Genomic DNA, 19,133 nt, shown 5'->3' with positions numbered 1-19,133 from the left:
CGGAAAACAGAACAAGCTGTATCAAAAACGGTAAAGGGCTATCAGAACGACAAGTCCTTTTCCCTTTTGATACAGTTTGTTCTTCTATTAATCAAGGATCAGAGTGTGAATTTCAGGATTCGGGCGCTGTGTTCGTGGACGCTGACTTCTGTCGCCTTGTAGGGAAGGAGACAGACCATCTCCTTCTCACCGGTAAGCAGGTCGGTAGCTTCGTAATTGTCTACCTGCGGCATCTGCAGATAGCTGAAGGCGTGTGACGGAATGTTGACGGCTACGTGTGCCGATACAGAGTCGAAGTTGACAACAAACAGCAGTACTTCGTTGTCACATTTCCGCAGGAAGGCAAATTGGCGGTGCTCGTTGAAACGCCAGCCGCCGATATTGGCATACATCAGGTCGAAGAACAGGCCGCGGGCGATGGCTTTCTCCTGTCGGCAAAGGGTGAGTATCCGCTGGTAGACGGCATACAGATGTTTTTCGTTCTCGGTAAGCATCTTGCCGTCAAAGCGGCCTCCGTTGCGCCAGCGCCGGATGCTGTCCACGCTCCAGTAGTCGAAGATGGTGGTACGTCCGTCGCGTCCGCTGAATCCTTCGCTGTCCATACCCAGTTCGCCGAACTCCTGGCCGAAATAAATCATCATCGGGTTGGTGTTCATGCAGGCTGCCACTACAAGTGCCGGGATGGCTTTCCAGGGATTGTTGACGAAGAAGTCGGAAGCGATGCGCTGTTCGTCGTGGTTCTCCAGAAAGTTGAGCATCTGTTTCTCAATACCTCCCAAACTCTGCCAGCAGTGGGTGATGTTGGTCGCTGACTCATTGCCGCAGATGATGCCGCGCAGCGTGTCGTACAGACCTACCTTGTCGTACAGGTAGTCGAAATGGCCTCTCTTCAGATAATTGTGGTATTCATTGGGGTTGTAGACTTCGGCTATAAACAGCAGGTCAGGGTGTTTTTCTTTCACTTGTGGAATGACCCATTCCCAAAATTCTACCGGTACCATTTCGGCCATGTCACAACGGAACCCGTCTATATTCTTGCCGGCCCAGAACAACAGGATGTCCAGTATCTTACTCCACGTGTCGGGGGTGGGGTCGAAGTGGCAGGTGCCTCCGTTCTGGTAGTCCACTCCGTAGTTCAGCTTGACCGTTTCGTACCAATCGGTGATGTTCGGATAGGCGTCGAAGCGGTTGTTGCCCGTAGCTTTGGCCGGGTATTCGTGGTAAGGCTCGGCAGCGCTGCCCTTCATGTCGAACTGGCCGTGCAGCTCGCTTTGGGGAATATAATAGAAATTGTTGTAGGGGCTGAAGGCATATTTCGGGTCATCGTTGGCACCCAGTTCAGTCGTACCGTCGGGTTGCATGTCCGAGTGGTATTGGCGGGCCACGTGGTTGGGTACAAAGTCGATGATGACCTTCAGACCACTTCGGTGAGTACGCTGTACCAGGTTCTCGAATTCCTTCATACGTCCGGGTACGTCTTTGGCCAGGTCGGGATCTACGTCGTAATAGTCCTTGATGGCGTATGGCGAACCGGCCTTTCCCTTGACAATGGCCGGATGGTCGGGACGTATGTTGTAGCGGCGGTAGTCGGTTTGCGTCGCATGTTCGATGATGCCGGTGTACCAGATATGGGTGGCTCCCAGTTTCTTGATTTCGTCCAGTGCCTTACCGGTGAAATCGGCCATCTTTCCACATCCGTTTTCGGCCAAGCTTCCATTGTAGATGCAATGGTTATGGTTGTTTCCGAATAGTCGGGTAAACACTTGATAAATGATGAGTTTGTTGTCGTTGTCGTTCATATCTTATCTGAATATTTAAGTCATTCTAAGGTGGAAGTTTCTGTTTTCCATATACTGCCTTTTTCTTCCAAGAGACGGGCAATGGTGTCGCGGGCTGTATTGTATCCCTGCATAAAAATTTCTTCCGCTTTTTCCAGCTCACGGTTACTGTATCCGGCCAAATTGTATGGTTCGATGAGCAAGTCGGCCTTCTCGCGTTCGGGGAATGTATTGGAGCGGAACATGAAGTTGTAGGAACGCATGGCGATACTCACGATATTTTTTTTGTATTTGGTGGCCATGAGCGGGCTGACGTTGATGGCCACTACTTTCTCGCACAGGCGTCGGATGATGGTGACGGGCAGGTTCATCAGTACGCCGCCGTCCACATAGTTGGTCCCGTTGATGCAGACCGGTTCGAACAATACGGGCATGCAGCATGACGCGGCTATCCGTTCGGCAATGTCACCCTTGTGGAAGTGTACCAGGCGGCCGTGGTCCAGATCGGTGGCAGTTACGATGAGCGGTGTTTTCAACTCTTCCAGCCGTTGGGCCTTAAGATTGCTCCGCAGGAAGTCTATGAACTCATCCAGTTCGAACAGGCCCACTTTGGGTATGACCAGTTTGGTGAGGTCCTGGAACTTGTGTCCGGCAAAGTATTTCAGCACTTCATGGGGCTCGTTGCCGTCGGCATAGAAGACACCGGCCAATGCCCCGGCACTGACTCCCGAAAGAATGTCAGGACGGATATCATGCTCCAACAGGGCCTGCATCACGCCCAAGTGGGCGAATCCTTTGATGAATCCGCCGCTCAGTGCGAATCCTGTCGGATACTTGGTTTTGAAATAGCTGTTTGCGGTTGCTTCCATATTCTATGGTTTATTGGCCACGAAGTTAGTAAATTTATCAAAGTAGCAAGAAACTTGGAGAATTAAAATTGTGGAATCGGGTGTATTGCCTTGCATTCGGGGTGCTTTCGGACGATGGAGAAAGGGTGGAAGAGGATGCCCATAACCTTTCTGCAAGATATATAGGAACTGTCGGCAGGATGTATGCTTTCTGAAGTCTGGATGTGGTAGGAAAGTGTTATGTGTGAAAAAAGCGAGGATGAATCCGTCGGACCATCCTCGCTTTATCTTTGGTTAATGGAAAATTATTTGCGGTTCTGTCTTTGCTTCATCATCTCTTCCTGCTGCTTCTGCATCGCTTCCAGACGAGCGGCAAAGCCTGACATCTTCATCTTCTTGGGATCTTTCTTGTTTGCCTCCAATTGGGCCAGGAGTTTGGCTTCGTTGGTCGTCTTGCGCAATACAAGGGTCGTAATGACACTAATCAGCGTAGAGATGAAGTAGTAATAGTTCAGTCCCGAAGGATAATTGTTCAGGATGAACAGGAACATGATAGGCATCAGATAGGACATCCACTTCATAGCTGCCATTTGTGGATTGGCACCCGTATCCTGCTGTTGCATCATATACTTCGTATTCAGAATGTTGGTCACTGTCATCAGAACACAGAACAAGCTGAGGTGGTTGCCCAGCAATGGAATGTGGAACGGGAAGGTGACGAAAGCATCGTAGGTGGAGAGATCGTCGGCCCACAGGAATCCCTGCTGGCGCAGCTCGATGGCACTCGGGATAAACATGAACAGGGCAATGAGTACGGGCATCTGGATGAGCATCGGCAGACAGCCTCCCATCGGGCTGACACCATACTGGCTGTAGAGCCCCATGATTTCCTGCTGCTTCTTCATGGCATCTTCCTGCTTGGGATATTTTTGGTTGATGACGTCGATTTTCGGTTTCAGAACACGCATCTTAGCTGAAGACATATAGGTCTTCCACGTAGCGGGGAATACGACTGCCTTGACAATGAGTGTCAGGAAAAGCAGTACCATACCCATGCTGAGGCCCCATCCGGAAAGCCAGTCGAAGATGTTGATGATGAACCACTTGTTGACCCAGCGGAACAACGGCCAGCCTAGGTAGACGAGTTTGTTCAGCTCCCATTCGTTTTCACGGTCGTTGTCGAGCGCCGTCAGCGTCTTGTAATGGTTGGGACCGAAGTAGAAGTAGAATTTTGAGGGCTGCTGGCCGGTGGGGTCGAACTGGGTATTCATCTCAGCCGCATAGTCCTTGATGTATCCGCTGCCTTCTGTCTCCATCTTGGAGGAGAGCTTGGCTTTCTCGAAATTGGCATCGGTGATGAAGACCGAAGAGAAGAACTGGTTCTTGAAAGCAATCCAGTTCAGTGGTTCGGCCACTTCCTTCTCGTCGCTTTTGTTCGCCGAGAGATAGTCGGTTCCTTCTCCACTGATTTTATAGGTCAATTCGGCCAGACGGTTTTCATACGTATAGCCTTTCTCTATCTGACGGGCGCGTTGCGACCATTCAATGTCTACATGACGGTTGCCCGAAGCCAGTTTGTCGGACATGCCTACGGCCTGAATGTCGAAGTCTACCAGGTAGCTTCCTGCATGAAGGGCGTAGTTGAAGTCGATGTAGCTGTCGGCATCTGCCATCAGACGCATGGTAACGGTACTGTCTGTATGATTGACTTCCTTAAAGTAATAGTTCTGCGTCTGAATAGTTTCCTGTTTGTTGTAGAACAAGAAGTTGAGGTTGATGTCATTGCCGTTGAACAAGGTAAGAGGGGTCTTCTTGTCCTGCTCCATATATTCTTTCAGCGTCACCGAGAAGGGTGTACCGCCTTTTGTGCAGAGCGTCAGCTTCATCACGTCGTTCTGGATGGTTATCAGCGAGTCTGCTCCTTGGAGTGAGTGGAAGAATAAAGACGTGGAGTCGTTGACGGCTTCGGCCCTTTCATTGGCCAAAGCCGCTTCGGCTTTAGCCTTTAAATCGGCCTCGCGCTGTTGGACTTGGGCGATGGAGTCGTAGTAGTGTTGCTGGGCTGCCAACTGCTCCTTGCTGGGGCGGCTCAAGAAACTGAAGCCTACCAGCAGGATGGCAATCAGTACCAGTCCGGTAATGGTATTTTTATCCATTGGGGTCTTTTCTGTTTAAATAATAATGATGTATTAATGGTTTGCCTGATTTTTCTTGCAATCTTCGTGATATTCGATGGCAGCCTTTACAAACGATACGAACAGCGGGTGCGGATGGAGCACGGTACTGCTGTATTCAGGATGGAACTGCGTGCCGATATACCAGCGGAGGGTTGGGATTTCTACAATTTCCACCAGGTCGGATTCGGGATTGATACCTGTACACTTCATGCCAGCTGCTTCATATTCGGCCTTATAAAGGTTGTTGAATTCGTAGCGGTGGCGATGGCGTTCCTGAATGTGTTCGGTGCCATAGGCCTCATAGGCTTTGCTTCCTTTCTGAAGGACACATTCGTAAGCTCCCAGTCGCATGGTGCCGCCCATGTTGGTGATGGACTTCTGTTCTTCCATGATGTCGATGACGTTGTGGGGAGTCTTTTCGTCCATTTCGCGCGAATTGGCATCAGCATATCCCAATACGTCACGGGCGAATTCAATGGCAATACACTGCATGCCCAGACAGATGCCGAATGTAGGAATATCATGGGTACGGGCATATTTGATGGCAACAAACTTGCCATTGATACCACGCTCTCCGAAGCCCGGACCGATGAGTACGCCCGACATGCCTTTCAAGGCTTCGGCGATGTTGTCGTCTGTCAGCTTCTCACTGTTGACGAAGTCTACAGAAACCTTGCGGTCGTTGTAAGTGCCGGCCTGGGAGAGGGCTTCACGGATAGACTTGTAGGCATCCTGCAGGTCGTATTTGCCGACCAGGGCGATGTGGATGGGTTCTGTCTTTTCTGCCTTGTGGCGGCGTTCCAGAAAACTGCGCCAAGGGCCAAGACCCGGCGTATCGCCGACTGGCAATCCCATTTTTTTCAGAATGGTGGCATCCAGCTTCTGTTCCTGCATCAGGATGGGCACTTCGTAGATGGTCGGGGCATCGATGCTCTGTACGACTGCTTCTTCGTCGACGTTGCAGAACAGAGCCACTTTCTTGCGGAGATTGATGCTCAGTTCGTGTTCGGTGCGAAGGACAAGAATGTCCGGCTGGATACCGGCGCTTTGCAGCTCTTTGACAGAATGCTGGGTGGGTTTTGTCTTCAGCTCGCCTGCTGCAGCCAGGTAGGGAACGTACGTCAGGTGTACACACAGAGCATCTTTTCCCAATTCCCATTTCAGCTGGCGGATACTTTCCAGATAGGGGAGTGACTCGATGTCGCCAACGGTTCCGCCGATTTCGGTGATGACGAAGTCGAATTTATATTTATTGCCGAGCAGCTTGACGTTACGTTTGATTTCATCCGTGATATGCGGAATGATCTGGATGGTTTTTCCCAAATAGTCGCCCCGACGTTCCTTGTCGATGACACTCTTGTAGATGCGGCCGGTCGTGATGTTGTTGGCCTTGGTTGTCTGGATACCCAAAAAACGTTCATAGTGCCCCAAGTCGAGGTCGGCTTCGTGTCCGTCTACCGTTACATAGCACTCGCCGTGCTCATACGGATTCAGGGTCCCCGGGTCGATGTTGATGTACGGGTCAAACTTCTGGATAGTTACTTTGTAGCCTCTGGCTTGCAACAACTTACCGATGGAAGACGAGATGATTCCTTTGCCCAATGAAGAGGCAACGCCACCGGTGACGAAAATATACTTTGTTTCTCCCACAACTATAATGGTTTAAATTTGTTATACTGTTCTGATGCCGGACGTGTTATTAACATATCGACATTTTAAAGCTGCAAAATTACAAAAAAAAGGGGATGAAGTAAATATTTTAAGCTAAATTTGTGCCCGATTAATCATTTTAGGGCTTTAATGATTTGTGTATTATGAGGAAGAATGGACATCTTTTGGCGTGGATGATGCTTTTGGCGGTTTCTGCGCCGTTATCAGCACAGAGTTCGGCCATACAGCTGGGCGAAACAGAAAGCCGGCAGAGGCCGGACAGTATCAAACAGACGGGAGGGATAAGTAAAGATTCTGTGGAAGTCGTGTTCCCCAACCGTCGGCAACCATCCGATTCGCTGGTTGTGACGGGTGCGAATAAGGATACCCTGCAAGTTGCCCGCAGCAACAAGAGATCGCAGAAATCCCAGCAGGTAAAGGAGGAAGGAACGAAGTTGTCAGATTTGCTGTCGCAATATTGTGTCCTGAAATTGAGACGCATACCTGAGACGGGCGAGATGAAAACAGATACATTTTCATTGGCGTATGAAAAGAATTTGGGGGTACTTCATTATTTGAACGACCCTTCCACTCCTGAACGGTATATAGCGGCCGACCCCAAATACTATCGTTTGTTTCTTCCTTTCACTTTCTATTATTCTCCAATGGCTAGAATCTCTGCCTTGGGGTGGGAACAAAACTCCCGAAAGGACACGGTGCCTGAATGGGAAGTGAAAATGCTGCCTTTTGACAAACGTCCATTTACTGCTATCGAACAAGCCAACGAGCAGGTTGACAAGGCACTCCTCAGTACGTACGTCAATCATCCCGATCTGGTTGTCTTAACCGAAGATGAAATTATGCAAAGACGTGTGTTTCAAGATAATATAGAAAAGGAAGTCTCTTCCAGACCTTCTGTGACCAAGCTCATTAAAAAGAAGCAGATGGATTTCAATGAGGAAGCCGGTGTGGTTATCCATAAACCTAATTGGTGGGTTACATCGGGAAGCGGCTCAATTCAGTTCTCTCAAAACAGCATTTCGCGTAACTGGTACAAGGGTGGCGAGAGTTCGAATACTTTTTTGGTCAATCTGTTGCTGAAAGCCAATTATAATGACAAGGAACGGGTGGAATGGGAAAACTTGATGGAAATAAAGACGAATATCAATTCGGCCCCGTCGGATACCTGCCACAAGTTCCTGGTAACGAGCGATCAGCTTAGATTGTACAGCAAGTTGGGCGTGAAGGCTTTTTCGAAATGGTATTATACGATATCGACCGAATTCAAGACTCAGCTGTTCAATTCTTATGGAACGAACAGCAACGACTTGAAGGCTGCATTCTTTGCGCCTTTGGACTGGTCGACGAGTATTGGTATGGATTATAAGTTGGAGAAGAGTAAATTTACCCTCTCCGTTTTCCTGGCACCCTTTACGCATACCATGCGATATGTGGGCAATAGCCGGGTGAGTGAAACCAGCTATGGCTTGGATGAAGGGGCGTCGGTTAAGCATAATATCGGTTCGCAGATTCAGACGAACTTTGCATGGACTATTATTCCTTCCATCAAGTTGACCACCCGTCTGGATTATCTGACCATTTATCAATGGGTACGTGCCGAATGGGAAACCAATATCGACTTTATTCTGACCCGTTTCCTTTCTGCCAAGTTGTATGTGCTGGCCCGATATGATGACAGTACGGCTCCTACGGTCGGAGACAATTATTTCCAGGCTACCGAAACGTTGGGCTTTGGCTTGAGTTATAGCTGGTGACATTCCCTTGTGGAATAGTGGCTGTTCCGTGACTCGAACGGCAGAAAAACGAATTAAAAACAATCTAAAAAGTGGCTTCCTGGCAAGGGGAGCCACTTTTTTTTGAAAAAACATTGTTTGCGTACACAGAAAAAGCTTGAGAAAGGCTTGTAGTTCATAAATTATGCTTAAATTTGCCGCGATTTGTAATGCATACTTTGCAAAATGACGGATACTATAAAACATCAAGGTATTGTGGAAAACATAGACGGTGCCCACCTTCAGGTCAGAATTGTGCAGACTTCTGCCTGTGCTGCGTGTAGCATAAAAGGGCATTGCTCTTCGGCCGATTCCAAGGAAAAGCTGATTGATGTGAACGATCCCGCTTCTGCCCAGATTTGCCGTCCGGGTGATAGGGTTTGGGTGATGGGACAGCTGTCTATGGGATATATGGCCGTCCTGTTGGCCTTTGTTGTTCCCTTTGTGCTGCTGGTTGTGGCACTTTTTGTCTTTATGGCGTTGTGGAAACATGAACTGTATGCTGCGTTGTGTTCCCTCCTGTTGCTGATTCCCTATTATTTTATATTGTGGTTGAACCGAACCCGGTTGGGGAAAAAGTTCTCTTTTACCATACAGCCGATGAACTAACTAAAATTCAAATAATTAATTAACAACAAACATTATGAATGTAATTCTGATTGCAGTAATTTCATTGGGAGTGATAGCCTTGGTACTGGCTGCCATTCTGTATGTCGCTTCCAAGAAGTTTGCTGTGTACGAAGACCCGCGGATTGCTCAGGTGGCAGCTGTGTTGCCTCAGGCGAACTGTGGTGGATGTGGTTTCCCTGGTTGTAGCGGATTTGCCGATGCTTGTGTAAAGGCTGGTTCGCTGGAAGGCAAACTTTGTCCGGTCGGCGGACAGCCGGTGATGGCAAAGGTGGCTGATATTTTGGGACTGACTGCCGCCGCTTCTGAACCGAAGGTAGCTGTAGTGAGATGTAATGGTACCTGCCAGAACCGTCCGCGCATCAACCAGTATGATGGCGCCAAGAGTTGTGCCATCGCCTCTTCTCTTTATGGGGGTGAAACGGGTTGCAGCTATGGTTGTTTGGGTTGTGGCGATTGCGTTTCGGCCTGCCAGTTCGGAGCCATCCACATGAATCCCGAGACTGGCCTGCCTGAAGTGGATGAAGCCAAATGTACCGCTTGTGGAGCTTGTGCCAAGGCTTGTCCGCGTAACATCATCGAAATCCGTCCGCAAGGCAAGAAATCGCGTCGCGTGTACGTGCAGTGTGTCAACAAGGACAAGGGTGCGGTGGCCCGCAAGGCTTGTGCGGTGGCATGTATTGGTTGCGGCAAGTGTGTGAAGGTTTGTCCGTTCGAAGCCATTACGCTGGAAAACAACCTGGCCTATATCAATCCGGACAAGTGCAAGTCTTGCCGCAAATGCGAGGAGGCTTGTCCGCAAAATGCCATCATTGCCTTGAATTTCCCTCCGCGCAAACCGAAGGCCGATGAAGCTGCTCCTGCCCCTTCGAAAGCAGAAGCTCCTGTAGCGGCTCCCGAAGCTCCGAAGGCTGAAGCATAATAAACAGAATCAATAAACGACTAAATACAAGATTTGTATGTTGAAGACATTTTCAATCGGTGGTGTTCATCCACACGAAAATAAACTTTCAGCACATCAGCCCATCATCAAGGCCGAAATTCCGGCCAAGGTGGCCATTCTGCTCAGCCAGCACATCGGTGCTCCTGCCAAGCCGATTGTTGCCAAGGGTGATGTTGTGAAAGTAGGTACAAAGATTGCCGAACCTGGTGGCTTTGTATCGGCGGCCATTCACTCGTCTGTCAGCGGAAAGGTTGCCAAGATTGATACCATTGTCGATGCCAGTGGATATCCGAAACCTGCTATATTTATAGATGTAGAGGGAGACGAATGGGAGGAGAGCATCGACCGCAGCGATACGCTGGTCAAGGAATGCAAGCTTTCTTCCGAAGAAATCGTCAAGAAGATTGCGGATGCCGGCATCGTCGGTATGGGTGGTGCCTGCTTCCCGACGCAGGTGAAGCTTTGTCCGCCTCCCGCGTTCAAGGCCGAATGCGTCATCATCAATGCGGTGGAGTGCGAGCCCTATCTGACGGCTGACCATCAGCTGATGCTGGAGCATGCCGAGGAAATTATGGTGGGCGTCACCATCCTGATGAAGGCCGTGAAGGTGAACAAGGCGTTTATCGGCATTGAAAACAACAAACCCGATGCCATCCAGTTGATGACGAAGGTCGCTTCTACTTATGCCGGTATCGAAGTGGTTCCCCTGAAGGTGAAATATCCGCAGGGAGGCGAAAAGCAGCTGATCGATGCCATCATCAAGCGGCAGGTGGCAGCAGGCGCACTTCCTATTTCTACCGGTGCTGTTGTACAGAATGTGGGGACGGCTTTTGCCGTATACCAGGCTGTGCAGAAGAACAAGCCTCTGTTTGAGCGTGTGATTACCGTGACTGGCAAGTCGCTGGCCAAGCCTTCCAACTTTCTGGCACGCATCGGTACGCCGATGAAGCAACTGATTGAGGCTTGTGGTGGCCTGCCCGAAGATACGGGCAAGATTATCGGCGGCGGCCCGATGATGGGCAAGGCGCTGGTCAATACGGATGTGCCTACGGCCAAAGGCAGTTCAGGCATTCTGATTATGAACGACAAGGAGGCCAAGCGTGGTGCCATCCAGCCCTGCATCCGTTGTGCCAAGTGTGTGGGTGCCTGCCCGATGGGACTGGAGCCTTATCTGCTGGCTACCGTTTCGGCCCATGGCGATTTCGAGCGGGTGGAGAAGGAAGACATCATGTCGTGCATCGAATGCGGCTCGTGCCAGTTCACTTGTCCGTCCAACCGTCCGATGCTCGACTTCATCCGTTTGGGCAAGGTCAAGGTCGGCGCGATGATCCGTGCACGTCAGGCCAAGAAGTAAGAATAAATCACCGAATTAAAGAACATTATGAATAAGTTAATTGTATCCCTTTCGCCCCACGTCCATGGGGGTGACAGCGTGAAAAAGAATATGTATGGTGTGCTTGTCGCCCTGCTGCCCGCTTTTCTCGTGTCGCTCTATTTCTTCGGAGTGGGAGCTTTGATTGTGACGCTGACTTCCGTGCTGGCCTGTGTATTCTTTGAATGGGCCATCGGCAAGTTTATCATGAAGAAAGAAACGACGACCATTTTCGATGGTTCGGCCATCATTACGGGCGTGCTGCTGGCATTCAACCTGCCTTCCAACCTGCCTGTCTGGATTATCATTCTCGGTGCCCTGTTTGCCATTGGCGTAGCCAAGATGTCATTCGGAGGCTTGGGTTGTAATCCTTTCAACCCGGCACTGGCAGGACGTGTGTTCCTGTTGTTGTCCTTCCCCGTGCAGATGACCAGCTGGCCTGCTGTGGGGCAGCTGACCGCCTATACCGATGCGGTGACTACTGCCACCCCGCTGGCTATTATGAAAGGTGTTGCCAACGGCGCCCCAGGCTTCTCGATGGACCAGCTCCCCAGTGCCTTGGACCTGTTCTTCGGCAACAACCCAGGATGTATCGGTGAGGTGAGCGCGCTGGCCCTGCTGTTGGGTCTGGTCTATATGTTGTGGAAGAAGATCATCACGTGGCATATTCCTGTTTCCATCCTGGTGACGGTACTGGTGTTCACGTCCATCATGCATTGGGTGGACCCTGCCAAGTATGCTTGCGGCTTGACCCATCTGTTGTCGGGTGGTCTGATGCTGGGTGCCATCTTCATGGCGACCGACTACGTGACTTCGCCGATGAACCACAGAGGTATGCTCGTATATGGCGTCTGCATCGGTCTGCTGACGGTCATCATCCGTTTGTTCGGTGCTTATCCTGAGGGTATGTCTTTCGCCATTCTCATCATGAACGCGTTCACTCCGCTGATCAATACGTATGTCAAACCTAAACGCTTCGGGGAGGTAGCAAAGAAAAAATGAAAAAGTTAGAATCGTCTTTAAAGAATATGTTGCTGGTGCTCACGGGAGTCACAGTCATTTCCGTAGCACTGCTGGCGTGGGTCAACGAACTGACCAAGGAACCTATTGCGGCCGCCAACGCCAAAACGCTGAGCGATGCCGTCAAGGCTGTGGTGCCAGGTTTTGACAACGACCCGATAGCCGAGAAGAAGATGCAGGAGGTGAACGGCGTGGAGTATGCCGTATATCCTGCTACCAAGGGAGGTGAATATATCGGTGCTGCTGTAGAGGCATCGGCCATGGGCTTCGGCGGTGATCTGAAGGTGCTCGTCGGCTTCGATGCCCAGGGCAATATCATCGACTACTCCCTGCTGTCGCACGCCGAGACTCCTGGACTGGGCTCGAAGGCGGCCGACTGGTTCAAGAAAGGAAATCGTGGTGACATTACAGGCAAGAACCCCGGCAGCGCTCCGCTGACGGTGAGCAAGGATGGGGGAGAGATTGATGCCATCACGGCCTCGACAATTACCTCACGAGCCTTCCTGAAGGCAGTCAATACGGCTTATGCGGCCTATGCCGGCCAGAATACAGCCGACGGCGCTACAGGAGCTACTCAAAAGAATGTTGAACAACCCGCTGAGGATCCTGCTACGGCAGATTCTACCAGCGTCAAATAAGAAAGGAGCCTGACTTATGAATAACTTTAAAGTTTTGATGAATGGCATCATCAAGGAGAACCCGACGTTCGTGCTTCTGCTGGGTATGTGTCCTACGCTGGGTACCACGTCGTCGGCTATCAACGGTATGGGTATGGGACTGGCTACGATGTTCGTGCTCATCTGTTCGAACACCGTCATTTCGGCCATCAAGAACCTGATACCCGACATGGTCCGTATTCCTTCCTATATTGTAGTCATCGCTTCGTTCGTTACGCTGCTCCAGATGGTGATGCAAGCCTATGTGCCGGCCCTGTATGCCACGCTGGGCCTGTTCATCCCCTTGATTGTGGTGAACTGCATTGTGCTGGGACGTGCCGAGGCTTTTGCGGCCAAGAACAATCCCGTCGCCTCTCTGTTCGACGGTCTTGGCATCGGCCTGGGCTTTACCATCGCCCTGACCCTGCTGGGTGCCGTGCGCGAGTTCCTGGGCACGGGCAAGATATTCGGCCTTTCCCTCATCCCTGAGGAATATGGCATGCTGATTTTCGTGCTTGCGCCGGGTGCCTTCATCGCGCTGGGCTATCTCATCGCGTTGGTGAACCGCCTGAAGAAGGCATGAGCAAACATTCATTCTTTATGCTAAATTGAAACAATATGGAATATATCTTGATATTTATTTCGGCGGTCTTTGTCAACAACATCGTTCTGTCCCAGTTCCTGGGTATCTGTCCGTTCCTGGGCGTTTCCAAGAAGATTGATACGGCTCTGGGCATGTCGGCCGCTGTGGCTTTTGTGCTGACCATTGCAACCATCGTCACATTCCTGTTGCAGAAGTTCGTCCTCGACGCCTTCAACCTGGGCTATTTGCAGACGATTACCTTTATCCTTGTCATCGCCGCGCTGGTGCAGATGGTGGAGATCATTCTGAAGAAGGTGTCTCCTTCGCTCTATCAGGCATTGGGCGTGTTCCTGCCTTTGATTACGACCAACTGCTGTATTCTGGGTGTGGCCATCCTCGTCATCCAGAAGAACTATGACCTGCTGACGGGTGTCGTTTACGCCTTCTCCACCGCCTTGGGCTTCGGCCTCGCCCTGACGCTGTTTGCCGGCCTGCGCGAGCAGATGAGCCTGGTCAACATCCCCAAGGGTATGCAGGGGACTCCCATCGCACTGATTACAGCCGGCCTGCTGGCTATGGCATTCATGGGATTCTCGGGAGTTGTGAAGATCTGACGGCTATAGAAAGCCTGAACATTTAGGCTGTGCCGACTTGTTTTTGATTGTATCGGGCATGTTCCGATGCAAAAAAACACAGGTCGGCACGTTTTTTTTCGTTTTTATTCTGCGTATTCTAAAAATGTTTGCTACATTTGTAGCATAAAATAACCGAAAACTAAAAGTATCTCTATTTATGAAAGAAAGAATATTAGTGACAGGCGGAACCGGATACATTGGCTCCCACACGGTTGTCGAACTTCAGAACGCAGGTTATGAAGTTGTTATTATTGACAATCTGTCTAATTCGAGCGCAGATGTTGTGGACAACATTGAGAAAGTTTCTGGTATCCGTCCGGCATTCGAGAAACTCGATTGTTTGGATTATGAGGGACTCGATGCCATGTTTACCAAATATAAAGGCATCAAGGCCATCATCCACTTTGCCGCCAGCAAAGCGGTAGGTGAGTCTGTACAGAAGCCGTTGAAGTATTACCGCAACAACCTGTTGTCGCTGATCAACCTGCTCGACCTGATGCCCAAGCATGGAGTGGATGGCATTGTATTCTCGTCTTCGTGTACCGTATATGGCCAGCCGGACGTATTGCCCGTAACGGAGAAAGCCCCCATCAAGAAGGCTGAATCTCCTTATGGCAACACCAAGCAGATCAATGAAGAGATTATTCGCGACACAGTGGCTTCGGGTGCGCCCATCAACGCTATCCTGCTGCGTTACTTCAACCCGATAGGTGCCCATCCCAGCGCATTGCTCGGAGAGCTGCCCAACGGCGTTCCCCAGAACCTGATTCCCTATCTGACCCAGACGGCCATCGGCATCCGCGAAAAACTGAGTGTCTTTGGCGATGACTATGATACGCCCGACGGATCGTGCATCCGCGACTTCATCAATGTGGTCGATCTGGCCAAGGCTCACGTTGTAGCCATCGACCGTATCCTGAACCACAAGCAGAAGGAGAAAGTGGAAGTGTTTAATATCGGTACGGGCCGCGGCCTTTCTGTACTCGAGCTGATACACGCTTTCGAAGCTGCTACAGGTGTGAAGCTGAACTACCAGATTGTGGGTCGTCGTGCAGGTGACATCGAGAAGGTGTGGGCTGATCCTACATTGGCCAACGAAGAGCTGGGATGGAAGGCTGAAACGCCTATCGAAGATACATTGCGTTCCGCTTGGAACTGGCAATTGAAGCTTCGTGAAAGAGGCATACAGTAAAAAAAGAAGTTGATAAAGAAAAAAATATAATAGGCAATGAACAAATACAGCGAAGTATTTGTTTAAATGGTGCAAGTAGCCGTAAACCGGTATGTATATGTGAATATCCGTATGTCGGTGTTTTATGTATAAACGTAAATAGGCATAATTGCATAGTAGTTTTGTCGTGTTTTATTTTGTGTTTGTGTTGTGAATAGGTCTTGTCGGGACGACAAGGCCTATTTTTTTGTTCGTCCGTCAGGGAGGCGATGGGGCGCAGGCGGGGTGATGCTGAAAAACTTTGTTTTTCGTTTGTCTCTGCTCTCGCCTTTCACTATCTTTGCCGGGTTTTTAAGGAAAAAGAGTGATGGATGCAATCGTAACGCAGATGATTATCCTGTTTGTGCTGGTCATCTTCGGCTATTGTCTGAGCAAGAAGAAAATGATGGATGCGGAATTCGACCGCAAACTTTCGGAACTGGTTATCAATGTGACGTGCCCCAGCCTGATACTTTCGTCGGTAATGGGCGACACGCTTCCTGACAAGGACCTCATTCTGCCTCTGCTGGTCGTGGGATTTGCCACTTATGTGGTCCTGATAGGCGCTGCTTTTCTGCTTCCTCATGTCTTGCCTGTCCGCCCGTCCGAGCGGGGCATCTATAGCTTCATGCTGGCTTTCGGCAATGTGGGGTTCATCGGTTATCCTATCGTGGCGTCCATCTTCGGGGCCAGTGCGGTGTTTTATGCCAGTATCTTGAATTTCCCCAGCACGCTGCTGATTTTCGTGTTCGGCACCTTGTTCATTTCGGGCGGCGAAGGGAAGATGCGTTTTGACTGGCGTACGCTTTATTGTCCGGCCATGATTGCTTCGTACGCATCTATTCTGATTGTGGTGACGGGGTGGGTTCCTCCTCGTGTCGTCAGCACGCCCTTCCTGCTGCTAGGCAACGTGACTGTGCCTGCCGCCCTGCTCATCATCGGCTCTTCCATCGCCCAAGTGCCCATCCGGCGGATGTTCGGCAATGGGGCCATCTATCTGATGTCGGCCCTGCGCCTGATGCTGGTGCCTCTTCTTATCCTTTATCTCTCGCGCCTCTGCGGGGTGGACAAGACCATTGCCGACATCAATGTGGTGCTGGCGGCCATGCCTGTGGCCTCGTATGGCACGTTGTTCTGCATCAAGTATCAGTGGGGCGAGGTTGTCATGGCGGAAGGTACGTTCATCACGACCTTGCTTTCGGTGCTGAGCATTCCGCTGCTGACGATGTTCCTATAGCCGTCCATCTCCGCTGCGTTTTTCCAGTAGTTGTGCCACCAGGGGGGCGTAGTACGTGCGCACTTCCTCCTCTGTGGGGGTATGTCCGCCGGGGAAGTGGAAGGCGTGGGTGTAATGTTTCAGAAAGAGCGGTTCGTAGTGGGCCAGGTGGTCGTTCTCTCCGAAGAGTCCCCATATTCGTTCGTGGTTGTCGGGTCGGTCGTTGTCCCATTGGTGGAGCTGGAGGTCGGCGAATTCTTCAATCAGAGCCTGGTCGATGACGAGGCGTTGGTTTCCGTCGGCACGAGGTGATTTGTATTCGTGCGTACCGATGCGTTCGGCCAGGAAGCGGGTCATTTCGAAGTGAGGATTTCCAAGCAATGCCGGCAGGTTGTTGCGGGCAGCCACTATCTGGGCCAGGAACGAGCCGTTGCTATTGCCTACCAGTACGTCGGGCTTTTCCTGCTCGCACCAGCGGAAGATGCTGGCAAGGGCTTCGGCTGGATGCAGAGGCAGGTCGGGGGTGAGTACTGTGGCCTGGTCTTGGAAGCATTGTTTCAAGGTCTGGGCAGGTACACATACGCCCGAGGCAAAGAATCCATGTAGAAAGAGTATGGTGGGTTTCATGAGGGTTGTTGTGTTATGGTTAGGGGGCAGGCCAGTGGTCTGTCTTTTCTGTTCGGTTGGTTGTCATTTCAGCAGGAAGCTGTATGTCTGTTCGGACTCGTCGGGCAGGATTTTTCGGAACTGGTCCATGAGCCGCGCGTACGATTCCTGTGGGGTGCGGTCGGGGTGGCAGGCTTCGCGTCCGAAGAGGGCTTCGGGCGTGGTGAGCAGGGACCATCCCCAGCCGTACTCCCGTCCGTGGCGGTCGCGTGGGTAGACGAAGTCTTCCGTCACGATGTAGCTGCCCATCTCCAGGCGGGCCAGGTAGGCGTCGAAGCGGCTCCGCATCTTGGGGCCTGTGAACCCGCAGGCGGCCCGCAGGTCGCGGGTGATGAGACTTCCTTCGGTCCGCAGGGTGTCGAGGATGCTTTCTTCGACGGTGCCTGCGTCGGGATAGGGGAAAACGCTGCGACGGTAGTTGCAGAAGTCGGGCCACCAGTCGCGGCTGACGAAGGCTGCCTTGCGGTCGAAAAACTTGCCGTAGGCGCACCCGCTGTCCTGAAGGATGGCGCCCTTCCACGTCCAGAGGGGCCATTCCCATCCGCCGTCGGGCAGGCGGGTGTATTGGCAGTCTTCGTCCGTCACCTCTTCGGCTGACCATCCTTCGACGCCCATGCGGAGCAGGGGCAGGAAGCCTACCTCGTTGATGTAGTCAATCAGTTCGGGGCAGGAATGCAGAAGTTCTGTTTTCATTTTTCTGTGTCTATGAAATTATGGGTTCGAAAATCCCTGCAAGATAACTCTTTTTGGGGACATTCTTCTTCTTTCGGTCCCATAATTTATTGGCGGTTTCGTGTATCCTATGTTTTCCCATTTTCATTATCTTTGCATTGCAACAAAAAAACAAGAAAGAGATGAAAGTTTTGCTGATTAACGGAAGTCCTCACAAGGAGGGAAATACATTCATCGCTTTGTCGGAAGTGGCCAAAGCGTTGGAGGCAAATGGGGTAGAGACCGAGATTGTGTCCATCGGTGCCAAAGCGGTGCAGGGGTGCATTGCCTGCGGCCGTTGTGCGCAGCTGGGGCGGTGTGTGTTCAATGATGAACTGTATGGAAAGATCAGGGAAAAGCTGGAGACGGCAGATGGTATCGTGGTAGGGTCGCCTGTATATTATGCCGGTCCCAACGGTTCGCTCTGCGCCTTGCTCGACCGTCTGTTCTATTCTGCCGGCCGTCTGCTTGCCTACAAGCCTGCGGCTTCTGTAGCCGTATGCCGCCGCGGGGGAGCCAGTGCGACGTTCGACCGTCTGAACAAGTATTTCACTATCAACAACATGCCGGTGGTGTCGTCGCAATACTGGAACAGCGTGCACGGAAGGTTGCCTGGCGAAGCGACTCAGGATATAGAGGGGTTGCAGATTATGCGTACGCTGGGTCGGAACATGGCCTGGCTGTTGAAGAACTTGAAGCAGGGCGGCGAACCTATACCGCCCAGCGAGCCTTGGACGCCTACCCATTTCATTCGGTAGCATCAAGGAGGTGGTACAGGCAAAAGCATCGTTTGAAATCCAGACGGTGCTTTTGTTTTTGATTGCGGGTGTCTTATGATGTCTCGATGCAAAATCTTACTTTCCGATGCAGTATGTGTACATCGTTGATTATCAATAGTGTAGCACTCTAAAAGGTACAATCAACAGGTTGGCAAGTATCTGAGAATGTGTAAGTTAGTGATTTTTAGCACCATTCTCGACTTGTACCTCCATTTTGGAAAGTAAAAGTAAGTGTAATTTCTTGAATATCAAAATGTGCGGTACAAAAACTTGTGAAAAATGCCGTTTTTTGATGAGAAAAGGTACAAAAATGGCTCTGAAACCGAGCGGGACATTATGATTATTTTGCGAAGTATTCAGTCTTCATTTAATAGGCATAAATCGGGTCCTGGAACGAGATTTCACCAGCCTTATTATCCAATATATCATTCTTGATAAGGGCAGCCTTTGAGCGGGATATTGAGGTCGT

At 50.8% G+C, this 19,133-nt stretch carries 17 protein-coding genes; 11 read left to right on the top strand and 6 right to left on the bottom strand.

Annotation, left to right across the window (positions count from 1 at the left end):
- Positions 1-98: 98 nt before the first annotated feature.
- The 4 genes from BQ7483_RS08750 to BQ7483_RS08735 form a co-directional block, all read right to left on the bottom strand.
- Positions 99-1,799 (bottom strand): alpha-amylase family glycosyl hydrolase, encoded by a 1,701-nt coding sequence (locus BQ7483_RS08750; protein WP_022020539.1) that lies wholly within the window; start codon positions 1,797-1,799, stop codon positions 99-101.
- A 20-nt stretch (positions 1,800-1,819) separates the two neighbouring features.
- Positions 1,820-2,647, bottom strand: coding sequence for a patatin-like phospholipase family protein (locus BQ7483_RS08745; protein WP_022020538.1), 828 nt, complete (start codon positions 2,645-2,647; stop codon positions 1,820-1,822).
- A 284-nt stretch (positions 2,648-2,931) separates the two neighbouring features.
- Entirely contained in the window at positions 2,932-4,782 is a 1,851-nt protein-coding gene (gene yidC, locus BQ7483_RS08740) for a membrane protein insertase YidC (RefSeq protein WP_072545619.1), read from the bottom strand.
- A gap of 33 nt (positions 4,783-4,815) precedes the next feature.
- The gene (locus BQ7483_RS08735) at positions 4,816-6,453 is read right to left on the bottom strand and encodes a CTP synthase (RefSeq protein ID WP_022020536.1); all 1,638 of its coding nucleotides are present in this window, start codon (positions 6,451-6,453) and stop codon (positions 4,816-4,818) included.
- Between the two features lie 164 nt (positions 6,454-6,617).
- On the opposite strand from BQ7483_RS08735, the gene BQ7483_RS08730 reads away from it, so the two are divergent.
- From BQ7483_RS08730 to BQ7483_RS08685, 10 genes are all read left to right on the top strand, one after another.
- Positions 6,618-8,228, top strand: a complete 1,611-nt coding sequence (locus tag BQ7483_RS08730; RefSeq protein WP_235847337.1) for a DUF3078 domain-containing protein — start codon at positions 6,618-6,620, stop codon at positions 8,226-8,228.
- A 204-nt stretch (positions 8,229-8,432) separates the two neighbouring features.
- Positions 8,433-8,855 (top strand): SoxR reducing system RseC family protein, encoded by a 423-nt coding sequence (locus tag BQ7483_RS08725; RefSeq protein WP_072545618.1) that lies wholly within the window; start codon positions 8,433-8,435, stop codon positions 8,853-8,855.
- Between the two features lie 34 nt (positions 8,856-8,889).
- Complete coding sequence (locus BQ7483_RS08720) at positions 8,890-9,795, top strand: Fe-S cluster domain-containing protein (RefSeq protein ID WP_072545617.1); 906 nt, start codon at positions 8,890-8,892, stop codon at positions 9,793-9,795.
- 37 nt (positions 9,796-9,832) lie between these two features.
- Positions 9,833-11,170, top strand: a complete 1,338-nt coding sequence (gene rsxC, locus BQ7483_RS08715) for an electron transport complex subunit RsxC (protein WP_072545616.1) — start codon at positions 9,833-9,835, stop codon at positions 11,168-11,170.
- A gap of 24 nt (positions 11,171-11,194) precedes the next feature.
- On the top strand, positions 11,195-12,190 hold the full coding sequence (locus tag BQ7483_RS08710) for an RnfABCDGE type electron transport complex subunit D (RefSeq protein WP_072545615.1): 996 nt from the start codon (positions 11,195-11,197) through the stop codon (positions 12,188-12,190).
- A complete protein-coding gene (locus BQ7483_RS08705) occupies positions 12,187-12,846 on the top strand; it encodes an RnfABCDGE type electron transport complex subunit G (protein ID WP_072545614.1) in 660 nt (219 codons plus the stop codon). Before BQ7483_RS08710 ends, BQ7483_RS08705 begins: the two co-directional genes overlap by 4 nt.
- Before the next feature lie 16 nt (positions 12,847-12,862).
- Positions 12,863-13,447, top strand: a complete 585-nt coding sequence (gene rsxE, locus BQ7483_RS08700) for an electron transport complex subunit RsxE (protein WP_072545613.1) — start codon at positions 12,863-12,865, stop codon at positions 13,445-13,447.
- 35 nt (positions 13,448-13,482) lie between these two features.
- The gene (gene rsxA / locus BQ7483_RS08695) at positions 13,483-14,061 is read left to right on the top strand and encodes an electron transport complex subunit RsxA (RefSeq protein WP_022020528.1); all 579 of its coding nucleotides are present in this window, start codon (positions 13,483-13,485) and stop codon (positions 14,059-14,061) included.
- Positions 14,062-14,239: 178 nt separating this feature from the next.
- Entirely contained in the window at positions 14,240-15,274 is a 1,035-nt protein-coding gene (gene galE / locus BQ7483_RS08690) for a UDP-glucose 4-epimerase GalE (protein WP_022020527.1), read from the top strand.
- Between the two features lie 346 nt (positions 15,275-15,620).
- A complete protein-coding gene (locus BQ7483_RS08685) occupies positions 15,621-16,529 on the top strand; it encodes an AEC family transporter (RefSeq protein WP_072545612.1) in 909 nt (302 codons plus the stop codon).
- Here BQ7483_RS08685 and BQ7483_RS08680 read toward each other — a convergent pair.
- Together BQ7483_RS08680 and BQ7483_RS08675 are read right to left on the bottom strand one after the other, a co-directional pair.
- Positions 16,524-17,135, bottom strand: coding sequence for a YqiA/YcfP family alpha/beta fold hydrolase (locus tag BQ7483_RS08680; RefSeq protein WP_022020525.1), 612 nt, complete (start codon positions 17,133-17,135; stop codon positions 16,524-16,526). The genes BQ7483_RS08685 and BQ7483_RS08680 overlap by 6 nt on opposite strands.
- A 63-nt stretch (positions 17,136-17,198) precedes the next feature.
- Entirely contained in the window at positions 17,199-17,867 is a 669-nt protein-coding gene (locus BQ7483_RS08675) for an AlkZ-related protein (protein WP_022020524.1), read from the bottom strand.
- A 161-nt stretch (positions 17,868-18,028) separates the two neighbouring features.
- Between BQ7483_RS08675 and BQ7483_RS08670 the strand changes: the two genes are divergently transcribed.
- A complete protein-coding gene (locus BQ7483_RS08670; RefSeq protein ID WP_022020523.1) occupies positions 18,029-18,643 on the top strand; it encodes a flavodoxin family protein in 615 nt (204 codons plus the stop codon).
- Positions 18,644-19,133 lie beyond the last annotated feature (490 nt).

The organism is Mediterranea massiliensis (genome assembly GCF_900128475.1).
GTDB lineage: Bacteria > Bacteroidota > Bacteroidia > Bacteroidales > Bacteroidaceae > Bacteroides > Bacteroides massiliensis_E.
Note: the sequence above shows the minus strand (reverse complement) of the source record. Positions and strands in the feature narration are given on the sequence as shown.